The following is a 23265-nucleotide window of genomic DNA, read 5'->3' on the forward strand; positions in this document are numbered from 1 at the left end:
CGCCGGGGAGGCGCGAGTGCAGAACTTATTCGTGCAGCCATTGACTTCGGATCGCTGGAACGATTTCGAGGCGCTCTTTGGACCAAGCGGCGCCTGTTATGGCTGTTGGTGCACCTATTTCCGTGTCCCGACATCGCAGCGCAAGACGATGGACGCAGCAGCAAAGAAGCAGTTGATCCGCGAGCGAATCTCGATCGGGCCACCGCCCGGTCTTCTGGGCTACAAGGATGGGCAACCAATCGCCTGGGTGCAGGTTGGTCCGCGTGCAGAGTTGCCGCAATGGAACTCGCCGAAAACGGTGTCTCGTCCGCTCGATCCAGCCGATGCGGAAGATAGTTCCGTCTGGGCGGTGAGCTGCTTCTTCATAAATTCGAAGGATCGTGGCAAGGGGCATAGCCATCGCATGCTGTCGGAAGCCGTGAATTTCGCCCGCGCCTCCGGCGCACGGCTGTTGGAGGGCTGTCCGATCGAGCGTACGAAGCAGTCGAAATCCGTAGGCCTCTATGTCGGTTCGCAGCGCATATTCGAGGCCGCCGGATTTTCCGAAGTTGCGAAGCGGAAAGATGGCAGGCCTCTGATGCGCCTGATCCTTTGAAAGGTGATGGTTCCGGTGAGGTCAGCGCGCGATGTGAGCCTGGATCAGCGGCGCTGCCTGGCCCCATTCATTGGCTTCCGGAATACCCGCGGCGGCGGCCGGCGCCATGCGGTGGACAATGGAATCCGGTTTCAAATTGATGAGGAGGCACTCCGGAACATGCTCGCTGACCGAATGCAGGTTGTGGGCCATGTCGTCGACGAAGGCGACGGGCATCTCTCGCTGTCGATGCAGCGAACGCACGATCGGCCCCTTCGGCCGCAGCGACGCGAGCAACGGATAGGCAAGCTCGAGTCTGTCGAGGAGCCGCCGTCTCTGCTCCCAGAATTGCGGTGGCATGGCCGTGAGGAAAACGATGTCGGCGTCTTTCGAGAATTCGCCGAGCGTATCGACAACGCGATCAAGCGGTGTCTGCCATTGTTCCTGCGCCTCGAAGAAAGCCTCGATCAGCCGGTGAACGTCCTTTTCTTCCAGCGCGGAACCATTGGCCTTGGAGACGATGTTGCCCGTCAGCCGGAAGGAACGCGGCAGGAATTCATGGCCTTCGGCGTCGATGAAGGTCAGGAAGGGCGCAAAGAAATGCAAGACGACATCGTCGACATCGCAAACGATCAACGGCCGCTCCTGCAGCCGGATATGCGATACGTCGAATTCGATCGGGGCATCCATGATCAGTATTCTCCAGAGGCAAGGCCGGGCGGCGAAAAATGCGCCGATGCGGTAGCGACGGCCTCCGGCGGAATGCCGCTGGCCTCGCAGAAGGCCAGCAATGTCGGTTCGTGGTTCATGAGGAAGTCGAGCATGCCGGCAAGAAAGGCGGGCTCGTTGATGGCGTTACGCACCTGTGCCGGCTCTACGCCGGTCAACGACAGGAAGCGGCCGAACATATCCGGTTCATTGGCAAGCCAGCCGAGTACGGCAATGGCAGTCTCTTGCGGGTCGGCCGCGCTCTTCTTCGGGTTCTTGAAGTTACTTTGCATTTTGAAGGGTGAGTTACCTATTTTTCAACCAAATGCCGGTAGTTTGCGATTCAACTATTTCTGGAATCGGTTCCTCGCGACCCTATATTTCGAGAGAATGGATGCAATACCGGATGCAGGGACAGCTTTCCATGCCTAAGCAGGTAATGATTGTAGAAGACAATGAGCTGAATATGAAGCTCTTTCGCGATCTGATCGAGGCGTCCGGCTATACGACGATCCAGACCCGCAACGGCATGGAAGCGCTCGATCTCGCTCGCAAGCATCGCCCGGACCTGATTCTCATGGATATCCAGCTGCCGGAGGTTTCCGGCCTGGAAGTCACCAAGTGGCTGAAGGAAGACGACGACCTGCACCTGATCCCTGTGATCGCGGTCACGGCCTTCGCCATGAAGGGCGATGAGGAGCGCATTCGCCAGGGCGGGTGCGAGGCCTATGTCTCGAAACCGATTTCGGTGCCGAAATTCATTGAGACCATAAAGACCTATCTGGGCGACGCCTGATGATGGGGAAGAGCTGATGACCGCACGCATTCTGGTAGTCGACGATATTCCGGCCAATGTGAAGCTTCTGGAAGCGCGGCTGCTTGCCGAATATTTCGAAGTGCTGACAGCCGAAGACGGCGTAAAGGCGCTCGCCATTTGCGCGAGTACGCAGGTCGATCTCATTCTTCTTGATATTATGATGCCCGGCATGGATGGTTTTGAGGTGTGCGAACGCCTGAAATCCGATCCCCGCACCGCCCATATCCCGGTCGTCATGGTGACGGCGCTCGATCAGCCCGCCGACCGTGTGCGTGGCCTCAAGGCCGGTGCCGACGATTTCCTGACCAAGCCCGTCAATGACCTGCAGCTGATTTCGCGCGTCAAGAGCCTGCTTCGCTTGAAGACATTGAGCGACGAGCTGCATATGCGCAACGAGACCGCGCGCAATTTCGGTATCGACGATCTGATGCGAGCTGGCGACGGCCGCACCGAGGAAACCGGTCAGGTACTGCTGGTCGATGGCCGAGCCAATTCGCAGGAGCGCATTATCCGCACGCTCAAGCCGATTGCCCAGGTCGTCGCGATGCCCGATCCGCAGGCCGCCCTGTTCGAGGCCGCCGAACGGCCGTTCGAATTGGTCATCGTCAATTCGAATTTCGACGACTATGACCCGCTACGGCTTTGCTCGCAGCTTCGTTCTCTGGAGCGCACGCGTTTTCTGCCCGTGCTGCTGGTGACGGAGCAGGGCGCAGACGACATGATCGTCCGCGCCCTGGATCTCGGCGTCAATGACTATATCGTCCGGCCGATCGATCCGAACGAACTTGTCGCACGCTGCCTCACGCAGATACGCCGCAAACGCTATAATGATCGCCTGCGCGCCAGCGTACAGCAGACGATCGAGCTTGCCGTCACCGACGCGCTCACCGGGCTGCATAACAGGCGCTATCTCGACAATCACCTCAAGGTGCTTTTCGACCGCTCCTTGGCACGGGGCCGGCCGCTCTCGATACTGATTACCGATATCGATCGCTTCAAGACCGTCAACGACACCCATGGCCACGATGCCGGCGATGAAGTTCTCAAGGAATTTGCGGCGAGAATCCGTTCCACGGTGCGCGGCGCAGATCTCGCATGCCGTTATGGAGGCGAGGAGTTCGTTGTGGTCATGCCGGATACGCCGGCCGATACGGCCGCCGCAGTCGCGGAACGCCTACGCGCTTCGGTAGAAAATATGCCGGTGAAATTACGCGAAAACGGTGTTGCGCTTAACATCACTGCATCCTTCGGAATTTCGTGCCTTTTGGAGACAATCGAGACGCCGGAGCAGTTGATGAAGCAGGCGGACCTTGCGCTTTACGAGGCCAAAAGAGCAGGACGCAACAGGGTTGTAGCTTCGGCCGCCTAAGCTGAATGGCGGAAAAATGCGGCTACCCATGAATATTGAGGGTATTTTTCAAGTTTTGAACAACAATTCAAATTTTTTTGTTTCTTATCCTGCGAGCATGACTACATAGCCCCGTTTTAAAGAAACGCTCCATACTTATACTTTTGAATTTCATAGATGCGTTCGCTTTTAGGGTACCTTCGAAATATTTCTGTTGTGTCGGTATATAGTTTTGTTTTTTTGGCGGCTTGTTGATGCGATGTCCGTTGGAAGGTGACGAATTAACTGAATGTAATTTGTATATGCAAATGCTCTTGAATATCTGTATTCGATCTTTTCTACCAAAGGAGGCGTTATCACTTTATTCTTGATGGTTTCTTGAGTTTATTTCACTAAGACTATTGGATATTCCTTTCCACCAAAGTCATGAATTTTAACCATCCGAGCAGACAAGCATTTTTTATCATTAAGAATTTGTTGATTTTCTTTCGATTTCGCGCGAATTTAGTCTCGTACATGGACAACCCGCAAGGGCTCCGAGATACCCCATGATGCTCAGGTCCGCCGCATCTCCTGGGTCGTGGGGTCGGTCGGCTGGCAGGCAGAAGATAACGGTTCCTCGTGCCGTTTTGCAGGCTAGCCGGCCCCCAATTTTAAAACGCCGCCCTTCGTTCATCGGAGGCGGCGTTTTTCTTTTCCGTCGGTATGGCAGGCTATTGCTCAACTTGGGAATTTTCCGACTGATGTCGCAAAATCGGACGTAGAGCGAGGCGATACCGACAAAACAAAAAAAGGCGCCAACCCTAGGGTTTAGCACCTTTTTGTAACCTGAAGTTTAGGAAACTTACTTGATCTTCGTTTCCTTGAACTCGACGTGCTTCTTAGCAATCGGGTCGTACTTCGTCTTCGTCATCTTGTCCGTCATCGTACGGCTGTTCTTCGTCGTGACGTAGAAGAAACCGGTGTCGGCCGTCGACAGCAGCTTGATCTTGATGGTGGTAGCCTTGGCCATGGTCGTCCTGCCTTTAATAAAAATGAACGCCGTGGACGGCCAGTGCGGAGGTCCACGGCGAATTCTGGCGCGAAAATACAAATCGCGCCCGAAAAGTCAACCTCTGTTGCCCATGAAAAGCAGGCGTATCCCCGAAAGCAGGACATAAAGACCGAAGAAAAACGCCACAGCCCAGGCAAAGCCGCTGGGATTGGCGAGATCCATAGCCGTACCGATCGTCGGCGGGCCGAGAACCATGCCGACGGCGTAACAGAAAACGAAGGCCGCATTGGCGGCGACGAGATCGACGCCGGTCAATCGCGTGCCGAGGTGACTGAGGCCAACCGTATACATGCCGGAAACGCAGCCACCCCAGAAGAGCAGGATGATGGCAAGAATGATCCAGTTCGATGACAGGGAGGGCAGTAGAAGCGCGCCAACAAGCCCGATGGTCGCCATGATCGACAAAAGCGGACGCTTGTCGCGCATCCGGTCGGCAAGCAGGCCTAGCGGGATCTGGAACACGAAATTGCCGACGCCCATGACGGTCAGCAGCAATGCGGCCTGTGATTCGTTGAAGCCGAGACGTGTCGCATAGCTGGTGAAGAGCGAGCCGCCGCCGACAGTGACTGCGCCGAACACGAACACCGCGGCCGTCGCCGTTGGCACCAGGAAGATGTAGCGCACGAAATGCAATTCCGGCTTTTCGTCGACGATCGGGCTCTCATTGCGGGCAATGAAGATCGGAATGGCGGCCGCCAGGATGATGCAGGCGCCGACGATGAAGGGCAGCAAGCCCTCGCTGCCGACCACGGAGAAGAGCAGGGGGCCGGCCGCAAAGCCGAGCGAGAACACCGTGGAATAAAGGCCGAGCACGAAGCCGCGCTTGGAAGGCGGCGAGGCCGCGTTGATCCAGAATTCCGACAGGATGAAAAGGGTCGTGGTCGCACCATGGAAAACGATGCGCAGCGGGAACCATAAAAGCAGGTTCTCGGCATAATAGAAGCCGAGTGAGCTTAACGCCGAGAGAAAGACCGCACAGATCATCGTCTGTACGACGCCGAAGCGGTGCGCGAGCTTGGTCGTGATGACCGCGGCCAGCATCGAGGCTACTCCCATCATCGCCGTGTTGAGGCCGATCAGGCTCGAGGGAATGCCACGCTTTTCAAGAATGATGCTGAGAAGCGGCAGGCCCAGCCCGATGGCGATGCCGACGGCCGACACGGAGGCAATGGCCGCGACGAGCGACGGCCAGTGAATTTCTTCGACATGGCCGGCCTTGTCGTTCGTCGGTTCAAGCATAAACTAAATCCTGGAGCATGAGGCAGGCGAATCGATCCGGATGCGCAACATAGAAAGGCACGGCTCGGCCAAATTCAGGTGACGGGTCGGCTTTCATGAGATCGGTCAAACCCTCCGGAACAGTCCCCTTGACGCGCGGCATGTTCAGACAAGAAATGCTGCCGATGTCAAGCCGTTGCTGATGAACGAGCTCGCGCGAATGGCGAATGTCGGTCGAATCGGCGACGATTCCCGATAGAAGGGTGAGATGTCGCAAGACAACTTCGGCCATGGGCGCTGGCCGGCTTCGGGGGCGGGCATCTATCGTCACGAACGATCGTTCCCTTGATCCCATTCCTCTGGGCTGTCGTCATGGCCGCCGAAGCCATGCATGCGCAGCGCCCATTGTAGGCCGATGACGCCGCCCTTAATCGGCTGGATGATGATAAGCGCCGCGATAATAGTGATGGGTGCCCAGATGGCGAGATGCGCCCAGAGCGGCAGCTTGAAGGTCATATCCGTCAGCATGTAGCCGCCGACGATGAGGTGGCCGAGAACGAGGATCACCAGATAGGGTGGCAGGTCGTCGGCACGTTGATGAGAGATATCTTCGTCGCAGACCGCACAACGGTCGACGGGCTTCAGGAAAGCGCGAAAGAGCTTGCCGGTGCCGCAGCGCGGGCAGCGGTTCAGCATGCCGCGGGAAATCGACCGTCCGAGCGGACGTTCGCTCTCGTCTGAACCGCCGAAACGGATGGGAGAGTCGGATGGGCTGCCCGTCATGAATACGCTTCCTCCGTGCCGGCAGCCGTGTTTTACCTGCGGCCGCGCGGCGGTCTCGTGCCCGGCGCCTTGCGCGCCTGGCTCTTGTTGCGGCGGGCCGCCTTGTGGAAGGAGCGCACCGCCGTCGGCATAGGCTTGCCGTCGCTCAGCATTTCGAAGCGCAGGGCTCCGGCAAGCGGAACGGCTTCCGCCAGTCTCACCGTCACATCGTCGCCGAGGCGATAGCCGAGCCCCGTTCTTTCACCCGTCAGCGCCTGATGCGCCTCGTCATAAATGAAGTAATCGGTGCCGAGCGTAGATATAGGAATGAATCCGTCGGCGCCATAGTCCGGCAGGGTGACAAAGAGGCCCGACTTGGTGACGCCGCCGACGCGCGCCTCAAATTCCGCGCCGACCCGGCCGGCGAGGTGGTGGGCGATGAGCCGGTCCACCGTCTCGCGCTCTGCGGCCATGGCACGGCGTTCAAAGGTCGAGATCTCAGCTGCAATATCGTCGAGCGATGCTTCTTCGTCCGGCGTGATCCCGCCTTCGCCGAGGCCGAGCGAGCCTACGAGTGCGCGATGCACGATCAAGTCGGCATAGCGACGGATGGGCGAGGTGAAGTGGGCGTATTTCATCAGATTCAGGCCGAAATGCCCGATATTGTCAGGGCTGTAGATCGCCTGGCTCTGCGAGCGCAGCACCATCTCGTTGACCATGGTCTGATGCGCAGTGCCCTCGGCCTTTGCCAGGATGCCGTTGAAGCTGTTGGCGCGCACGTTGCCGCCCTTGGCAAGCGATATGCCGAGGGTGGCGAGGAATTCGCGCAGCACTTCCTGCTTGGCGAGCGTCGGGCCATCGTGGATACGATAGATCAGCACCTGCTTGCGCTTTTCCAGCGTTTCGGCAGCGGCTACGTTCGCCTGGATCATCATTTCTTCGATGAGCTTATGCGCGTCGAGGCGAGGCGGCACGAAGACACGATCGACGGTGCCGTCAGGCTTCAACAGGATCTTGCGCTCCGGCATGTCGAGTTCGAGCGGCTGGCGCCGGTCGCGGCCCTTTTTCAAAATCTCATAGGCGTGCCAGAGCGGCTTGAGGATCGGCTCCAGCATTGGTCCTGTCTTGTCGTCGGGCTGGCCGTCGATCGCCGCCTGCGCCTGCTGGTAGGAAAGCTTGGCAGCGCTCTTCATCATGACCCGATGGAAGGTATGGCCGGCCTTGCGGCCTTCCTTGGAGAAGATCATTCGAACCGCGAGGGCAGGCCGATCGACGCCCTCCTTCAGCGAGCAGAGATCGTTGGAAATGCGCTCGGGCAGCATCGGCACGACGCGATCGGGGAAATAGACCGAATTGCCACGCTTTAGCGCTTCGCGGTCGAGCGGCGAGTTCGGGCGCACATACCAGGAGACGTCGGCGATGGCGACGGTGACGATCACGCCGTCCGGATTGTCGGGCGAAGGGTCCATTTCGGCGTAGACGGCGTCGTCATGATCCTTGGCGTCGGCCGGGTCGATTGTTATCAGCGGCAGGCTGCGCCAATCCTCGCGATGGGACATGGTCGCCGGCTTGGCGGCATCGGCCTCCGCAATCACGGGAGCCGGAAATACATGCGGAATTCCATGCGCATGGATGGCGATCATCGAGATCGCCTTTTCCGAGGCGACGGAGCCGATGACCGACAAGACCTTGCCACGCTGCAGGCCGAAGCGGCCGAGACGTGCCACTTCGACTTCGACCAGATCACCGTCCTTGGCGCCACCGGTATAATCGGGGTCGATCACCATCTCCTCGCCGCGCCGTTCGATCGGCATGAGACGGCCGCCGCCGCCCGGCGTTTCGCGGAAGACGCCCATGGAGGCGCCCTGCCGCTTGTCGATGACCTTGATGATGCGGGCCGTATAGGCCGGGCCACCACGATCCACGGCCGAGAAGATCTTCGCAAGAATGCGGTCACCCATGCCGGCGACGGGTGCCTTACCCTTGCCGTTGCGGCCAGCCGGCGAGGAAGACTGCTTGATCAACACGGCAGGCGCGACGCCATTTTCCTCAGCCCATTCCGCGGGGCGGCCGATCAGCATGCCATCTTTGTCGCGAGTCGTGATGTCGAGAACGGCAATCGGCGGCAGCGCGCCGGGGCGGATGAGCGACTTGCGGCTCTTCTGCACCATGCCTTCTTCTTCGAGTTCGCGCAGTAATTCCTTCAATGCGACGCGGCTCTCGCCCTTCAGGCCGAAGGCTTTGGCGAGCTCGCGTTTGGACGCCTGCTGCGGATGATCGGCGATGAAGCGCAGGATGACCTCGCGTGGCGGTAACTCGCCGTGGATGATCGCCATCATCGGTTCGGCGTTCTCACCCCGCTTGGTCGCACGACCAGACTTGCCGGGGCGTCGCTCCGACGATGAAATCCTGCCGCGGGGTTCTCTGCTCACTCTGCACTCTTCTTTTTCGCTGCCGTCTTCGCCGCAGGCTTCTTTGCAGCAGCCTTCGGCTTGGCGGTCGTTTTCGTCGCTTTGGCGCCGGCAGCCGCGGTCTTTGCCTTGGCGGGTACCTTCTTGGTGGTGCCGCCGCTCTTGCCGGCCTTGGCGGCGATCAAAGCGAGAGCTTCCTCGACGGTGATTGCTTGCGGGTCCGTACCCTTCGGCAGGGTTGCGTTGACCTTGCCCCAATTGACATAGGGGCCATACTTGCCGTCGCGAACGGTGATCGACCCGCCGCCATCCGGATGCGCGCCGAGATCCTTCAACGCTGCGGGCGTCCCGCCGCGCGCTCCACCGCCTGCCTTGCTCTGCTTTTCGGCAAGAACGGTGACGGCGCGGTTCAGACCGACGGTGAAGACATCCTCGACGCTTTCGAGATTAGCGTAGCTGCCGTCATGCAGCAGGAAAGGCCCATAACGGCCGATGCCGGAAGAAATCATCTTGCCGGTCTCGGGGTGCTTGCCGATGTCGCGTGGCAGCGAGATCAGCGCCATCGCCTTTTCATAATCGATATCCTCCGGCTTCCAGCCGCGCGGCAGCGATGCACGCTTGGCATCCTTGCCGTCGCCGCGCTGGATATAGGGACCGAAGCGGCCCGAACGCAGCGTCAGCTCTTCACCGGTCACCGGATCGGTGCCGAGCGCTTTCGGTTCGTTCAATCCGTTGGATTCGGCCTCTGCGCCGCCTTCCGACGAAAGCTGGCGGGTATAATTGCATTCCGGATAGTTCGAGCAGCCGACGAAGGCGCCATATTTGCCGAGCTTCAGCGAGAGGTTACCCGTGCCGCAAACCTGGCAGATGCGCGGATCGCTGCCGTCTTCGCGCTTCGGGAAGACAAGCGGAGCCAGCGCGTCGTTCAGTGCATCCAGAACATTGGTGACGCGCAGTTCCTTCGTGTCTTCGATCTGGGCAAAGAAATCGCGCCAGAAATCGCGAAGCACGTCCTTCCAGTTCAACTCACCGGCGGAGATGCGATCAAGCTTCTCTTCCAGATCGGCCGTGAAGTCGTATTCGACATATTTGGTGAAAAAGCTTTCGAGGAAGGCTGTGACCAGCCGTCCCTTAGCCTGCGGCACGAGCTTGCGCTTGTCGATGGTCACGTAGTCGCGGTCGCGCAGGGTTGCGAGCGTCGCGGCATAGGTGGAAGGACGGCCAATGCCGAGCTCTTCCATCTTCTTGATTAGTGAAGCTTCCGAATAGCGCGGCGGCGGTTCGGTGAAATGCTGGGTCGAATTGATCTTCTGCTTGGCGAGATTTTCGCGTGCGTTGATCTCGGGCAGGCGACCGCCTTCTTCGCTGTCGTCGCTCTGCTCGCCGTCTTCCTTCTGGTCGGTATAGGCGGCGATGAAGCCATCGAAGCGGATGACGGAGCCGACGGCGCGAAGGCCAGCCTTCTTACCGGCGTTGTCGGCCAGGATCTCGACGGTCGTACGCTCGATTTCGGCCGATGCCATCTGGCTGGCTATGCCGCGCTTCCAGATCAGATCGTAGAGCTTGAGTTGGTCATCATCGAGGAACTTGCGGATGCGGTCCGGCACGCGGTCGAAGTCGGTCGGGCGGATCGCTTCGTGCGCTTCCTGGGCATTCTTTGCCTTGGTGGAATAGAAGCGCGCCTTTTCCGGCAGGTAGCGGTCGCCGAACTGGTTGGCGATGGCGTGGCGTGCCGCATCGATCGCTTCCGGCGCCATCTGCACACCATCGGTACGCATATAGGTGATGAGGCCGACAGTTTCGCCGCCGATATCGACACCCTCATAGAGCTTCTGCGCCACCTGCATGGTTCGCGACGCCGAGAAGCCAAGCTTCGACGACGCGGCCTGCTGCAGTGTCGAGGTCGTAAAGGGCGGGCTCGGATTGCGCTTGACCGGCTTTGCCTCGACTGTGTCGACGACATAGGAGGCGCCTTCGAGCAGGGCCTTCAGCTTGCCGGCTTCTTCGCCGTTGCCGATCGCGCGCGGCTGCAGGCGCTTGCCGTCGGCAGACACCAGGCGCGCTTCGAATTCATCGCCACGCGGTGTCTTCAGGATCGCCGAGAGATTCCAGTATTCTTCCGAGATGAAGCGTTCGATCTCCGACTCGCGATCACAGACGAGGCGAAGGGCGACGGACTGTACGCGACCGGCCGAGCGGGCGCCGGGCAGCTTGCGCCAGAGAACCGGCGACAGGTTGAAGCCGACGAGATAGTCGAGGGCGCGGCGGGCGAGATAGGCATCCACCAGCGGCACGTCGATGTCACGCGGCTCGGCCATTGCGTCGAGCACGGCCTTCTTGGTGATGGCGTTGAAGACGACGCGCTTCACCGGCTTGCCGTTGATGACGCGCTTCTTGTTCAGCACATCGAGCACATGCCAGGAAATGGCTTCACCCTCGCGATCCGGGTCGGTCGCGAGAATCAGGCCGTCGGAGGTTTTCAGCGCATCGGCGATGTCCTTGATGCGCTTTTGCGAGGCACCATCGACTTCCCATAGCATTTCGAAATCCTGATCCGGCAGCACCGAACCGTCTTTGGCGGGCAGGTCACGCACATGGCCGAAGGATGCAAGAACCTTATATCCGGGTCCCAGATATTTATTGATTGTCTTGGCCTTGGCAGGCGATTCCACCACTACAACGTTCATCATCAAGTCTCTGAATACGAGGTCGCGCCGGTATAAGACGCGGGAGATACCGGGTTTTTCCGTCTTCCCGGCCTTCCGACATGGACAGGGAAATCGTCGCGGTCAAGAGGCTACTGCATAATTCCTTAAATCGGAATCGATTGAAGCATAAAATTATGCAGCACCTTTAACGTGCTACAGCGACCTTTGCGCGTCTTATGTGACGCGCGGCGCTGTAATGCGATTTTTGCGCTTGGCGCGACGATGCGATGCTTAGAATCGGTACGCGTGTCACAGTTTTCAATCCAGCATGGAGATCGACACCAGTCCGCCGGGATGCCGATGCAGCCGGCCGGCCATGTCGAGTTCGAGAAGAACGGAGTGAACGGCCGATATCGGCAGGCCGGTATGGCGGACGATATCGTCGATCTCGACCGGTGTCGGCCCGAGCACTTCGACGATGTGGTCGCGCTCGGCATCATCGGGCGGCATGGAGAGCGGCTTGCTTCTTTCGATGGGTGCCGTTGCGGGGCGCGGGCGAAAAAGGTCCGGCTCGGCGAGCGGCCGCAGCGCGTCGACGACATCGTCCGGCGTTGTTACGATCATCGCGCCATCTTTCAGCAGGCCATTCGTCCCTTCGCAGCGCGGATCGAGCGGCGAGCCGGGAACGGCAAAGACAAGCCGGCCGAATTCTCCGGCAAGGCGCGCCGTGATCAGCGAACCGGATCGCGTTGCCGCCTCGACGACCACGACACCGAGCGATATACCTGCAATAAGTCGATTGCGGCGTGGAAAATCGCGCGCCCGAGGTTCCCAGCCGAACGGCATCTCGCTGACGGCAAGCCCGTTGCCATCCCAGATGTCGTTGAGCAGGCCGATATTCTCTGGTGGGTAGGGCTGGTCGAGCCCGCCGGCCATGGCGGCGATCGTGCCGGTTGGAAGACTGGCGCGGTGGGCTGCTGTATCTATTCCACGTGCCAGGCCGGAAACCACCGTATAGCCGGCCTCGCCGCAGATGCGCGCAATCATGGCGGTGAATTTGGAGCCGCTGATCGAGGCATTTCGCGAGCCGACCATGCCGATGGCCGGCCTCGTCGCTACGGACATGTTGCCTTTGACGGCAAGCAGTGGCGGCGCGCCATCGATCTCGCGAAGGGCAGGGGGATAATCCGGTTCGCCGATGCCGACGAAACGCGCCCCGAAGCGGTGTGCCGATTCCAGCTCCCGCAGGGCGTCCCGTTCATCGGCAATGCGGATCGCGCGCGTCGAGCCGCCGCGCTGCGAAAGCTCCGGCAGCGCGGCCAGAGCTGCTTCGGCCGAACCATAGTAATTGATGAGATCGCGGAAAGTGGAGGGACCAACGTTGTCGGAGCGGATGAGCCTAAGCCAGGCGATCCTTTGTTTTTCGGTCAGCGCAACCCCGGTCCGTCTTGCGCTGCCTGTGTCCATTATCCCTTTGCTCCGATCTTGCCTTCCGTTCCCGCAGTCAGCCGGGCAATGTTGGCCCTATGCTTGTACCAGGAGATGACGGTCATCAGCGCCATGACGGCGGCGATCTTATCGGCGCCCAATATCCACAATACAACCGGGATGGCAAGAGTTGCAACCAGCGCGGAAAGCGAGGAATAGCGTGTGGTAAAGGCGATCGCCAGCCAGACGATGGCGAAGATCAGGGCCATCAGCGGTGCAAGCCCGAGCAGGATACCGAGATAGGTGGCGACACCCTTGCCGCCCTTGAAGCCGATCCAGACCGGGAAGATGTGGCCGATGAAGGCGGCAAAGCCGGCAAGAACGCCGGCATCCTCGCCAAAGAAATGCGCGGTGATCAGCACGGCGGCCGTGCCCTTGAAGGCATCGAGCAGCAGGGTTGCGGCTGCAAGCCCCTTGTTGCCGGTGCGCAGCACGTTGGTCGCCCCGATATTGCCCGAACCGATGTTGCGCACGTCACCGAGCCCGGCCATGCGCGTCAGCAGGAGGCCGAACGGGATGGCGCCGAGCAGATAGCCGATGACCAGAGCTGCCAGCGCGGTCTGCAGGGTAAGCTGCCAAGTCCAGAAATCAGCCATCGCGTCTCATTCTCCGTAAACCCTGGCGCTTGCCTTAGAGACTGTGAACCAGCTTGCCGGCGACATAGGTTGCAACCGCCCGGCCGCTCATTCTCGCATCTTCGAAGGGCGTATTCTTCGAGCGCGACAAAAGCATGTCTTTTGCGACAAGCCAAGGCTCGTCGAGATCGACGAGAGCGATATCCGCTTTGGCGCCGGGCTTCAGTGTGCCGGCGGGCAGCCCGAAGATCTGCGCCGGCCGCGTCGAGAGCGCATCGATGAGCCGCATCAGGCTGACTTGGCCACTATGATAGAGCCGGAGCGCTGCCGGAAGCAGCGTTTCCAGCCCGACCGCACCGTCCTCTGCCTCGCCGAACGGCAGGCGTTTCGTATCGACATCTTGCGGATCATGCGAGGAGACGATGATGTCGATCGTGCCGTCGGCCAGCGCCTCGATCATGCCTGTGCGGTCATCCTCGGAGCGCAGTGGCGGATAGAGCTTGAAGAAGGTCCGGTACTCGCCGATATCGTTCTCGTTGAGCGCGAGATTGTTGATGGAGATGCCGCAGGTGACCTTGGCGCCGCGCGAGCGGGCGAGGCGAATTGCCTCCGCCGATTCCGGCACTGAGATCATAGCAGCGTGGTAATGGCTGCGCGTCAGTGTCGCAATGCGGAGGTCGCGCTCCAGCGGGATCAGTTCGGCTTCTTTCGGAATGCCGGAGAGGCCAAGCCAGCTTGCCAGAAGGCCTTCGTGCATGACGCCGTTGGCGCCGAGATATTTGTCGCGTGTCTCGCAGGAAATCACGGCGCCAAATTCGCGCGCATAGGTCATGATGCGGCGCAGAACCTGACTGTCATGGACACTGGAATGCGCGTCGGTGAACACGACAGCTCCGGCTTCGCGCAGCAGGCCGATTTCCGTCATCTCTTCGCCGGCAAGTCCCTTGGTAAGGGCCGCTGCGGGATAAACATTGACGACGGCCGTATCGCGTGCCGTCTTGCGGACGAATTCGACGAGGGCAATATCGTCGATAACCGGGTCCGTGTCCGGCATCATGATGAAGGAGGTGACGCCGCCGGCCGCAGCCGCGCGGCTCGCCGAGGCGATCGTTTCGCGATGTTCACCGCCAGGCTCGCCGACATGCACGCGCGCATCGACCAGACCGGGAATGGCGACGAGCCCATTGCAGTCGCGAACGGTCGCGCCTTTGGGAGTGCCGTGGCTCTCCGCATCCTTGCCGGAGGCTACGATCACACCGTCTTCGACGACGATCGTGCCGATCTCATCGAAATTGCGCGAGGGATCGATGATGCGGACATTCTGAAGGACGATCGAGTTGGTCATGCGCCCACTCCCTCGCTGCGAGGCCCCTGGTTCTGCGAAACGAGCAAGGTCTCCATCACGGCCATGCGGACTGCGACGCCCATCTCCACTTGTTCGGCGATGACGCTTTGCGGACCATCCGCCACCTCGGAGGCGATCTCTACCCCGCGATTCATCGGCCCTGGGTGCATGACCAACGCATCCTCCTTGGCGACCTTCAGGGTCTCGGCGTCGAGCCCGTAAAAGTGATAATACTCCCGCACCGAAGGCACGAAGGCCCCTGACATGCGCTCGCGCTGGAGCCGCAGCATCATCACAACGTCGGCATCCTTCAGCCCTTCTTTCATCGAATGGAAGACTTCAACGCCCATGTCGGCGATGCCGGCCGGCAGCAGCGTGGCGGGTGCGACGACGCGGACGCGTGCGCCCATGGCGTTGAGAAGCAGGATATTGGAGCGGGCCACGCGCGAATGCAGCACGTCGCCGCAGATCGCGACGATGATGCGCGAGAGCTTGCCCTTGGCGCGGCGGATCGTCAGCGCGTCGAGCAGGGCCTGAGTGGGATGCTCGTGCTGGCCATCGCCGGCGTTGACGACGGCGCAGGAAACCTTCTGCGCCAGGAGTGCTGCAGCGCCCGCGCTCGAATGGCGGATGACAAGCACATCAGGCCTCATGGCATTCAGCGTCATCGCCGTGTCGATCAGCGTCTCGCCCTTTTTGACCGAGGAGTTGCCGACCGACATGTTCATCACATCGGCGCCTAGCCGTTTTCCGGCCAGCTCGAAGGAGGATTGCGTGCGCGTCGATGCTTCGAAGAAGAGATTGATCTGCGTGAGACCGCGAAGCGTCGATGTCTTTTTCTCGCGCTGGCGGCTGATCTTGACCGCCTCGTCGGCCTTGTCGAGAAGATAGGTGATATCCTGCTCGGTGAGGCCCTTGATGCCAATGAGGTGGCGGTGGGGAAAGAAGACCATGAACCTGCCCTCTGGATTTCGTCAGGCGGTCTATAAAGAGGGAGCGCCGATGGGGCAAGCGGGGGTATGTGCCGAGGCCGTTTGTTCCCCATGCAATTTCGCCCGAATCCCACTACAGGAGCGATGCCGGTGGGAGACGTAACTTCCAGTTTCCCTTTGCAACCCACTTGTTCTACAAGCGATTCATGACCCAAGCGACCCGGACTGACGACCCCTTTGCCGACCTGAACCAGCCGAGCCTCTGGACCGGCATCAATGCCTATCGTTCCGATCCGCTGATCGTCGATCTCACCTCCGGCCTGCCGCGTCCGATACGGGAAGAGCTGGAGCAGCATGGTCGTTTCGTCACCTCGCACGAGGCCCAGGAACTGGCGCGCATGGCGAACCAGGGCACGCCGCAGCTGCGCACCCACGGCCCGCGCGGCGAGCGTCTCGATGTCGTCGAGTTTCACCCCGCCTGGCACGCGCTGATGCGTCGCTCCATGGCGATGGGCCTGCATTCCTCGATCTGGGATGCGCAGGCTGACCCTGAAGCAAAGGGTCATTCCCACAAGGTGCGCGCCGCCCGCTTCTATCTGACTGCGCAGCTCGAATGCGGCCACCTCTGCCCGCTCACGATGACCAGCGCTTCGGTCGCCGCCATGATGGCTTCCCCAGCGGTGCAGAAGGATTGGGCACCGAAGATTCTCTCGCGTAAGTACGACTCGTCCAACAAGCCCGCCATGCAGAAGAGCGCCGTCACCATCGGCATGGGCATGACGGAAAAGCAGGGCGGCACGGACGTGCGCGCCAACAAGACGAGCGCCGACAAGGTAAGCGAAGGTATTTACCGGCTCTCGGGCCATAAGTGGTTCATGTCGGCGCCGATGAGCGACGCCTTCATCATGCTCGCTCAGACCAAGGACGGCATGGGCTGCTTCCTGGTGCCGCGTCTTTTGGAGGATGGCTCGGCCAACGGTCTGCATTTCCAGAGGCTGAAGGATAAGCTCGGCAACCGCTCGAATGCCTCCTCCGAAGTCGAGTTCACCGATACGTTCGGCTTCCTGCTCGGCGCACCGGATGCCGGCATCCGCACGATCCTCGACATGGTGACGCTGACGCGGCTCGACTGCGCGCTGGCCTCTGCCGGCATCATGCGTGCCTCGCTCGCCGAGGCCGTGCATCATGCGCGCGGCCGCAGCGTCTTCGGCAAGATGCTGGTCAACCAGCCAATCATGACGCGCGTGCTCGCCGATATGGCGCTCGATGTCGCTGCCGCAACCGCGCTCGCCTTCCGCCTGGCCGAAGCCTTCGACAAGGCAAGCGGTAGCTCGGAGGATGCGGCCTATGCCCGCGTCATGACGCCGGTCGCCAAATATTGGTGCTGCAAGATCGCGCCGGCGCTGATCTATGAAGCCATGGAGTGCATCGGCGGCAGCGGCTACATCGAAGAGCGTCCGATTGCCCGCCACTACCGCGAGGCCCCCGTCAATGCGATCTGGGAAGGCTCCGGCAACGTCATGGCACTCGACGTTCTGCGCGTGTTGAACCGAGGCAAGGACCTGTTCGAAACAGTCTTTGCCGGCCTTGCCCGCGATCTCGGCCCTGCCGGCAAGAAGACCATCGACGTCCTGCGTGCCGCCATGGCGCTTTGCGAACAGGATGAAGGCGCCGCCCGTTTGCTGGTCGAACAAATGGCGCTCGCAGCCGGTGCGGCCGAGCTTTATCGCCTCGGAGCCGGCAAGATCGCCGATGCCTTCATCGAAACCCGTCTCGCCGGTGGCTGGCGGGCGACCTACGGCATGCTCGATTCACGCTTCGACGCGAGCTACATCGTCGATCTGCTGTATCCGCCGGCGACATAGCACTGCGCCAGCGGTTCTGTCGCGGTATCCTTGATTGATGCGATACCAATATTTATTATCTATTGGTATCGGCAAGGAGGGCTTCATGGCTCGCAACACATCCGTCTCGCTGGGAGATCATTTCAGCGCCTTCATCGAGGCACAGACAAAGACAGGCCGGTATGGCTCTGCCAGTGATGTCGTTCGCGCAGGTCTGCGGCTGCTTGAAGAGCACGAGGTAAAGGTCAAAGCCCTGCAGAATGCGTTGATCGCCGGTGAGGAATCCGGGGAGGTTGCTTCCTTCGATAACGCGGCGTTCCTCAAGCGAATGCGCGCGACCTATGGTGAATAGGCCTCGCAAGCACGGTCTTTCCCCGCTTGCGGTGGCCGATCTTGAAGGTATCTGGCGATATACGGTCGAGAACTGATCTGTAAGGCAAGCCGAGATCTACCATGCCGAAATCGTCGAGGCTTTCGAGGGATTGGCATCCGGCCTGAAAAACGGTCGTCCTGCTGACATCCGTGATGGCTATTTCAAATATGCCGTAGGGTCCCATGTGATCTACTATCTTTTACGGGATGGTGAAATCGCGATCATTCGCATATTGCACCGGCGAATGGATGTCGGCCGGCACCTTTGAAGAGATGTCTGGCGTCCGAAACGACAGTGTGGTTTGGTCAGTTTCTCTAATCTGTGGATTCGCGCGGTTTGGGGGACACGAGACCTGACGGTTTTGTTGTTCGCGGCGATTTGGCTTGCTATTCACCGCTCGGTGACAGATTGGAGTCGAGTCGATGGCCGTCGCAAACGCTGCTGTTAAAATCCCACTGGAAGTGCCTGTCGTGGAAAAGCGCGTGCGCAATCGCGCCGCCACGGAGCAGGCAATCCTCGATGCCGCCAAACGCCTTCTGGCGGAGGAGGGGTTCCAGAATTTCGGTATCAATGCGGTCGCCCGCGGTGCCGGCTGCGACAAGCAGCTGATTTACCGCTATTACGGCGGCTTGAACGGCCTCGTGGAAGCCATCGGGACCGATCTCGGCAGCTGGGTGACGGATCGCATTCCTGACGACACCGGCGGCATGTTTCTTTTGACCTATGGCGATCTGATGGAGCGGCTTTCGATGCTGTTTCTCGATGCTTTGCGCGCCGATCCGCTGATGCGCCGCATCGTCGCCTGGGAAGTCTCCGAAAATAGCCAGCAGGTGCGCCGGCTGTCCGAGGCCCGATCCAAGGCGCTCGCCGGCTGGATCGAGCGCATGCGCGGCTCGCTCGTGCCGCCCAAGGGCGTCGATGCCCAGGCGGTCAACGCCATGATCTTTGCCGCCATCCAGCATATCGTCCTGGCCGCCGCTGTCAGCGACCAATGCGCCGGCCTCGTCTTGAAGAACGGCAAGGATTGGGAGAAGGCGGCAACGGCCTTGAAGCGGATCGTGCGCGGGGTCTACGGCTGATATCGACCATCGGGCAGGGGATATCCACAGGTCCGCCTCGCTGTTAACCTTAACAAATGGTTTACATTGCGCCGCAGCGGTTAACTCGTCACTGTTGGAAGACGATTAGTTAACCATCAAGCGTGCAGCCATGGCGTTAAAACCCGCTAAATTAGTGTTTCTCGTTACGGCGGTGATGTTCTTTGCCGTGCTCGCACTAGATATCACGCTGCCGACAATGGTGTTGAGCGCTATGGCGCTGTCGAACTGGTTTGTCCTTTCGGCTGGCACGACGCAATTTCAGCGTCGAAGAGGTACCGCATGAAGTGGTTGTTGATTTGCTGGGCTGCCCCTGTCTCGTTCCTCGGGGCATGGTATTATCTATCGTATTACGACATGAGCTTCGGCATCTTCATGCTGACGCGGCAGATGCACGATCTGGTGTTCGATATCTACGGTAACGTTCTCGGCATCCCGCCGGAAACCATCCCGCCGCTTGTGGCGCGCGCCATCGCTTTCGACAGCCTGCTGGTCTTTGCAATCTATGGCTTTCGTCGTCGGGCGGCCATCATCGGATGGTGGAAACGCCGTCAGGAGGCGTCTGGATTGAGCAAGGCGGCCCTGCCGAGCGCCGACAACCTGTCCAATGCTCCCTGAAGAATGAAGCTTGCCGCCGCCGAGTCGATGCGCTCGGCGCGCTTGGCACGCGAGACGTCCATTTCCAGCAGTGCCCGCTCGGCCGCAACGGTCGAAAGTCGCTCATCCCAGAAGACGAAGGGCAGGGCAGTCTTTTCCGACATGCTGCGCACGAAGGCGCGCGTTGCCTGAACGCGCGGTCCGGCAGAGCCATCCATATTCATTGGGAGCCCTATGACGAAGGCTGCGACCTTTTCCTTCTCCGCGAAAGCGAGCAGCGTTTCGGCATCCTGCGTGAATTTCACGCGCTTGATGACGGGGCGAGGCGTGGCAAAACGCCGCCCGAGATCCGACATGGCCAACCCGATCGTCTTCGTGCCGAGGTCGAGACCGGCTATCGGCTGGCCGGGCAGGAGCATCACGGCTAGATCTTCGATGGTCAGCGTCGTCATCAGGGTCGTGCTCCTGTCAAAACAAATTGAAGTCCTAACCGCTTTTCTTTGCTGCGGTTTGAGATATCTCCTAGAGCATTTCCAGCAAAAGCGCACAGCGGTTTTGCGTCGGGAAATGCGGAAGAACAAATGGATAGAGCGTTTCCACTGGAAATGCTCTGGACACCAGCCTACCATTTCAAATCAAGTCATAAGGAGAAATCCAATGAAGATCACCTGGCTCGGCCACTCCGCTTTTCGCATTGAAACGGCCAAGGCAAAAATACTGATCGATCCATTTCTGTCTTACAATTCCTCCTTTGCCGCCGCCGGTCTCAACATCAAGGACGTTGCGCAAGGCGTCACCCATATCCTGCTGACGCACGGCCATGCCGACCACGTCGGCGATGCGGTTCAGATCGCCAAGGATACTGGCGCGGTCGTTCTCGCCAATGCCGACCTCGCCTCCTGGCTCGGCACCAAGGGCGTCGATAAGCTGGAAATGGGCAATACCGGCGGCACAGTCGGCCTCGGCGGCTTCTCGGCCACCTTTACCAATGCGCTGCATTCCTCCGCCCAGATCACCGAAGATGGCGTTTCCCACGCGCTCGGCAATCCGAATGGCCTGATGCTGCATTTCGATGACGAGCCGACGCTGTTCCATATGGGCGATACCGACATCTTCTCGGATATGGCCCTCATCAACGAACTGCATCAGCCCGATATCGGCATCCTGCCAGTTGGTGACCGCTTCACCATGGGCGGTGCGGTGGCGGCGCTCGCCTGCCAGCGCTTCTTCAACTTCAAGACCGCCATTCCCTGCCATTACGGCACGTTCCCGATCATCGATCCGACGCCGGAAAAGTTCATCGCCGGCATGGAAGGTTCGAAGACTGCGGTTGCCGCGCCGAAGGCAGGCGAGAGCATTTCTGCCTGACGATACCCGTTGCGTATGGCGGGCATGGCCTTTATAGCGTGAAGCAAATCCACTTTTGGTGGATAATCTTGCTATCCGGAGAATGCCATGTCCGTCGATCTCGCTACTGTCAAACGCGTCGCCCATCTTGCCCGCATCGCCGTCAATGAAGACGAAGCGCAGCGGATGATGGGCGAGCTGAACGGCATTCTGGGCTTCGTCGAGCAGCTCTCCGAAGTGAATGTCGATGGCGTCGAGGCCATGACCTCCGTCACGCCGATGGCGATGAAGAAGCGCACCGACGAAGTAACGGACGGCAACAAGGCTGCCGACATCGTCGCCAATGCGCCGAATACCGATCAGAATTTCTTCCTGGTGCCCAAAGTCGTCGAATAACGGTTCCTTCGAGCCTTTTCCGACCCGTTGCCCAATCCCAGATCTGAAGCGAAACAAAATGAGCGAACTGACCAGCCTGACCATTGCCGAAGCCCGCGACAAGCTGCGCGCCAAGCAGATTACCGCCACTGAACTGACCGAGGCCTATATCTCGGCGATCGAGGCGGCCAATGCTCAGCTTAATGCCTATGTGAAGGTGACGCCGCAAAAGGCGCTGGCAATGGCCAAGGTGTCGGACGCTCGCCTTGCGGAAGGCAAAGCCGGTGCGCTGGAAGGCATTCCGCTCGGCATCAAGGACCTGTTCGGCACGGAAGGCATTCATACGCAGGCCTGCAGCCACATCCTGGACGGTTTCGAGCCGCACTATGAATCGACCGTTACGCAGAACCTCTGGAATGACGGCGCCGTCATGCTGGGCAAGCTCAACATGGACGAGTTCGCCATGGGCTCTTCCAACGAAAGCTCCTACTACGGCCCGGTGATCAACCCCTGGCGCGCCAAGGGTTCGAACCAGCAGCTCGTTCCCGGCGGCTCGTCTGGCGGTTCGGCCGCAGCCGTTGCCGCACATCTCTGCGCCGGCGCGACAGCCACCGATACCGGCGGCTCCATCCGTCAGCCCGCTGCCTTCACCGGCACTGTCGGCATCAAGCCGACCTATGGCCGCTGCTCGCGCTGGGGCATCGTCGCCTTCGCCTCGTCGCTCGACCAGGCCGGTCCGATCGCCCGCGACGTGCGCGATGCTGCCATCCTGCTGAAGTCAATGGCCAGCGTCGACCCGAAGGATACGACCTCGGTCGACCTGCCGATACCGGATTACGAAGCCGCGCTCGGCCAGTCGCTGAAGGGCATGAAGATCGGCATCCCGAACGAATATCGCGTCGATGGCATGCCGGAAGAGATCGAGACGCTCTGGCAGCAGGGCATCGCTTGGCTGAAGGACGCCGGTGCCGAGATCGTCAACATCTCCCTGCCGCACACGAAATATGCGCTGCCGGCCTACTACATCGTCGCCCCCGCCGAGGCATCCTCGAACCTCGCCCGCTATGACGGCGTCCGCTACGGCCTGCGCGTCGACGGCAAGGACATCGTCGACATGTATGAAAAGACGCGCGCTGCCGGCTTCGGCCAGGAAGTGAAGCGCCGCATCATGATCGGCACCTACGTTCTGTCGGCCGGCTACTACGACGCCTATTACCTGCGCGCTCAGAAGGTCCGCACGCTGATCAAGCGCGATTTCGAACTGGCCTTCAACGCCGGTGTCGAGGCGATCCTCACGCCCGCGACCCCATCCTCGGCCTTCGGCATCGCCGACGAAGATCTCGCTTCGGATCCGGTAAAGATGTACCTCAATGACATTTTCACGGTGACGGTCAACATGGCCGGTCTCCCCGGCATCGCCGTTCCCGCCGGCCTCGACCCGAAGGGTCTGCCGCTCGGCCTGCAGCTCATCGGCAAGCCGTTCGAAGAAGAAACCCTCTTCAAGACCGCTCACGTCATCGAGCAGGCCGCCGGCAAGTTCACGCCGGCGAAGTGGTGGTAAGCACCCACAACGGCACGAGCAGCTTGATGAACGATCTCGTCAAGTTTCGCGGAGTTTAAAGCCAATAGAAAAAGGGGTCGTCCGGAAATCCGGACGGCCCTTTTTCATGTGCCAATATTCCGCCCGCGCGCCATCACATTTTGGACCGAAATACGATCATAAATTGCAGAGAGCCGCTTGGTCTCGTCCTC

24 protein-coding genes are annotated in these 23265 nt (G+C 60.1%); 11 read left to right on the forward strand and 13 right to left on the reverse strand.

Annotation, left to right across the window (positions count from 1 at the left end):
- Nucleotides 1–16: 16 nt before the first annotated feature.
- Nucleotides 17–595: a GNAT family N-acetyltransferase gene (locus PH562_RS16245; RefSeq protein ID WP_285174147.1), complete on the forward strand. Its 579-nt coding sequence runs from the start codon at nucleotides 17–19 to the stop codon at nucleotides 593–595.
- A gap of 21 nt (nucleotides 596–616) precedes the next feature.
- Here the strand turns inward: PH562_RS16245 and PH562_RS16250 are convergent, their stop codons facing one another.
- On the reverse strand, nucleotides 617–1264 hold the full coding sequence (locus PH562_RS16250) for a hypothetical protein (RefSeq protein ID WP_285174148.1): 648 nt from the start codon (nucleotides 1262–1264) through the stop codon (nucleotides 617–619).
- Nucleotides 1265–1266: 2 nt separating this feature from the next.
- Nucleotides 1267–1575: a DUF3572 domain-containing protein gene (locus tag PH562_RS16255; RefSeq protein ID WP_285174149.1), complete on the reverse strand. Its 309-nt coding sequence runs from the start codon at nucleotides 1573–1575 to the stop codon at nucleotides 1267–1269.
- A 131-nt stretch (nucleotides 1576–1706) separates the two neighbouring features.
- Here PH562_RS16255 and PH562_RS16260 point away from each other — a divergent pair, with 131 nt between their 5' ends.
- Both PH562_RS16260 and PH562_RS16265 read left to right on the forward strand, forming a co-directional pair.
- Nucleotides 1707–2078: a response regulator gene (locus PH562_RS16260; RefSeq protein WP_285174150.1), complete on the forward strand. Its 372-nt coding sequence runs from the start codon at nucleotides 1707–1709 to the stop codon at nucleotides 2076–2078.
- Between the two features lie 16 nt (nucleotides 2079–2094).
- On the forward strand, nucleotides 2095–3468 hold the full coding sequence (locus tag PH562_RS16265; protein ID WP_285174151.1) for a PleD family two-component system response regulator: 1374 nt from the start codon (nucleotides 2095–2097) through the stop codon (nucleotides 3466–3468).
- An 823-nt stretch (nucleotides 3469–4291) separates the two neighbouring features.
- On the opposite strand, the gene rpmG is transcribed toward PH562_RS16265, so the two are convergent.
- From rpmG to PH562_RS16315, 10 genes are all read right to left on the reverse strand, one after another.
- On the reverse strand, nucleotides 4292–4459 hold the full coding sequence (rpmG, locus tag PH562_RS16270) for a 50S ribosomal protein L33 (RefSeq protein ID WP_003587245.1): 168 nt from the start codon (nucleotides 4457–4459) through the stop codon (nucleotides 4292–4294).
- Between the two features lie 96 nt (nucleotides 4460–4555).
- Complete coding sequence (locus PH562_RS16275) at nucleotides 4556–5740, reverse strand: MFS transporter (protein WP_113233025.1); 1185 nt, start codon at nucleotides 5738–5740, stop codon at nucleotides 4556–4558.
- A complete protein-coding gene (locus PH562_RS16280; RefSeq protein ID WP_285174152.1) occupies nucleotides 5733–6011 on the reverse strand; it encodes a hypothetical protein in 279 nt (92 codons plus the stop codon). Before PH562_RS16280 ends, PH562_RS16275 begins: the two co-directional genes overlap by 8 nt.
- Nucleotides 6012–6046: 35 nt before the next feature.
- Nucleotides 6047–6502 (reverse strand): DUF983 domain-containing protein, encoded by a 456-nt coding sequence (locus tag PH562_RS16285; RefSeq protein ID WP_285174153.1) that lies wholly within the window; start codon nucleotides 6500–6502, stop codon nucleotides 6047–6049.
- 32 nt (nucleotides 6503–6534) lie between these two features.
- Nucleotides 6535–8913: a ribonuclease R gene (rnr, locus tag PH562_RS16290; RefSeq protein ID WP_285174154.1), complete on the reverse strand. Its 2379-nt coding sequence runs from the start codon at nucleotides 8911–8913 to the stop codon at nucleotides 6535–6537.
- Complete coding sequence (gene topA / locus PH562_RS16295) at nucleotides 8910–11579, reverse strand: type I DNA topoisomerase (RefSeq protein ID WP_285174249.1); 2670 nt, start codon at nucleotides 11577–11579, stop codon at nucleotides 8910–8912. The genes rnr and topA overlap by 4 nt, the downstream gene beginning before the upstream one ends.
- Before the next feature lie 279 nt (nucleotides 11580–11858).
- Nucleotides 11859–13007 (reverse strand): DNA-processing protein DprA, encoded by a 1149-nt coding sequence (gene dprA / locus PH562_RS16300; protein WP_285174155.1) that lies wholly within the window; start codon nucleotides 13005–13007, stop codon nucleotides 11859–11861.
- Nucleotides 13007–13624 carry a glycerol-3-phosphate 1-O-acyltransferase PlsY gene (plsY, locus tag PH562_RS16305; RefSeq protein ID WP_285174156.1) on the reverse strand — a complete coding sequence of 206 codons (618 nt, stop codon included), beginning with the start codon at nucleotides 13622–13624 and terminating at the stop codon, nucleotides 13007–13009. The genes dprA and plsY overlap by 1 nt, the downstream gene beginning before the upstream one ends.
- A 34-nt stretch (nucleotides 13625–13658) precedes the next feature.
- Nucleotides 13659–14948, reverse strand: a complete 1290-nt coding sequence (locus PH562_RS16310) for a dihydroorotase (RefSeq protein ID WP_285174157.1) — start codon at nucleotides 14946–14948, stop codon at nucleotides 13659–13661.
- Nucleotides 14945–15901: an aspartate carbamoyltransferase catalytic subunit gene (locus PH562_RS16315; protein WP_285174158.1), complete on the reverse strand. Its 957-nt coding sequence runs from the start codon at nucleotides 15899–15901 to the stop codon at nucleotides 14945–14947. The genes PH562_RS16310 and PH562_RS16315 overlap by 4 nt, the downstream gene beginning before the upstream one ends.
- 185 nt (nucleotides 15902–16086) lie before the next feature.
- Here PH562_RS16315 and PH562_RS16320 point away from each other — a divergent pair, with 185 nt between their 5' ends.
- From PH562_RS16320 to PH562_RS16340, 5 genes are all read left to right on the forward strand, one after another.
- Nucleotides 16087–17745, forward strand: a complete 1659-nt coding sequence (locus PH562_RS16320) for an acyl-CoA dehydrogenase family protein (protein ID WP_285174159.1) — start codon at nucleotides 16087–16089, stop codon at nucleotides 17743–17745.
- Between the two features lie 85 nt (nucleotides 17746–17830).
- Nucleotides 17831–18076: a type II toxin-antitoxin system ParD family antitoxin gene (locus PH562_RS16325; protein WP_285174160.1), complete on the forward strand. Its 246-nt coding sequence runs from the start codon at nucleotides 17831–17833 to the stop codon at nucleotides 18074–18076.
- 94 nt (nucleotides 18077–18170) lie between these two features.
- Nucleotides 18171–18365, forward strand: a complete 195-nt coding sequence (locus PH562_RS16330; RefSeq protein ID WP_374817072.1) for a type II toxin-antitoxin system RelE/ParE family toxin — start codon at nucleotides 18171–18173, stop codon at nucleotides 18363–18365.
- Nucleotides 18366–18519: 154 nt separating this feature from the next.
- The gene (locus tag PH562_RS16335) at nucleotides 18520–19176 is read left to right on the forward strand and encodes a TetR/AcrR family transcriptional regulator (RefSeq protein WP_285174161.1); all 657 of its coding nucleotides are present in this window, start codon (nucleotides 18520–18522) and stop codon (nucleotides 19174–19176) included.
- Nucleotides 19177–19476: 300 nt separating this feature from the next.
- The gene (locus PH562_RS16340) at nucleotides 19477–19812 is read left to right on the forward strand and encodes a DUF6105 family protein (protein WP_113233016.1); all 336 of its coding nucleotides are present in this window, start codon (nucleotides 19477–19479) and stop codon (nucleotides 19810–19812) included.
- Here the strand turns inward: PH562_RS16340 and ruvX are convergent.
- Nucleotides 19746–20243 (reverse strand): Holliday junction resolvase RuvX, encoded by a 498-nt coding sequence (ruvX, locus tag PH562_RS16345; RefSeq protein WP_285174162.1) that lies wholly within the window; start codon nucleotides 20241–20243, stop codon nucleotides 19746–19748. The genes PH562_RS16340 and ruvX overlap by 67 nt on opposite strands.
- A gap of 205 nt (nucleotides 20244–20448) precedes the next feature.
- Between ruvX and PH562_RS16350 the strand changes: the two genes are divergently transcribed.
- The 3 genes from PH562_RS16350 (at nucleotide 20449) to gatA (ending at nucleotide 23074) form a co-directional block, all read left to right on the forward strand.
- Complete coding sequence (locus PH562_RS16350) at nucleotides 20449–21159, forward strand: metal-dependent hydrolase (protein ID WP_285174163.1); 711 nt, start codon at nucleotides 20449–20451, stop codon at nucleotides 21157–21159.
- 87 nt (nucleotides 21160–21246) lie between these two features.
- Nucleotides 21247–21534 carry an Asp-tRNA(Asn)/Glu-tRNA(Gln) amidotransferase subunit GatC gene (gene gatC, locus PH562_RS16355; protein WP_015339557.1) on the forward strand — a complete coding sequence of 96 codons (288 nt, stop codon included), beginning with the start codon at nucleotides 21247–21249 and terminating at the stop codon, nucleotides 21532–21534.
- A 58-nt stretch (nucleotides 21535–21592) separates the two neighbouring features.
- The gene (gene gatA / locus PH562_RS16360; RefSeq protein WP_285174164.1) at nucleotides 21593–23074 is read left to right on the forward strand and encodes an Asp-tRNA(Asn)/Glu-tRNA(Gln) amidotransferase subunit GatA; all 1482 of its coding nucleotides are present in this window, start codon (nucleotides 21593–21595) and stop codon (nucleotides 23072–23074) included.
- Nucleotides 23075–23265: the final 191 nt, after the last annotated feature.

It is taken from the genome of Rhizobium centroccidentale, assembly GCF_030182565.1.
GTDB lineage: Bacteria > Pseudomonadota > Alphaproteobacteria > Rhizobiales > Rhizobiaceae > Rhizobium.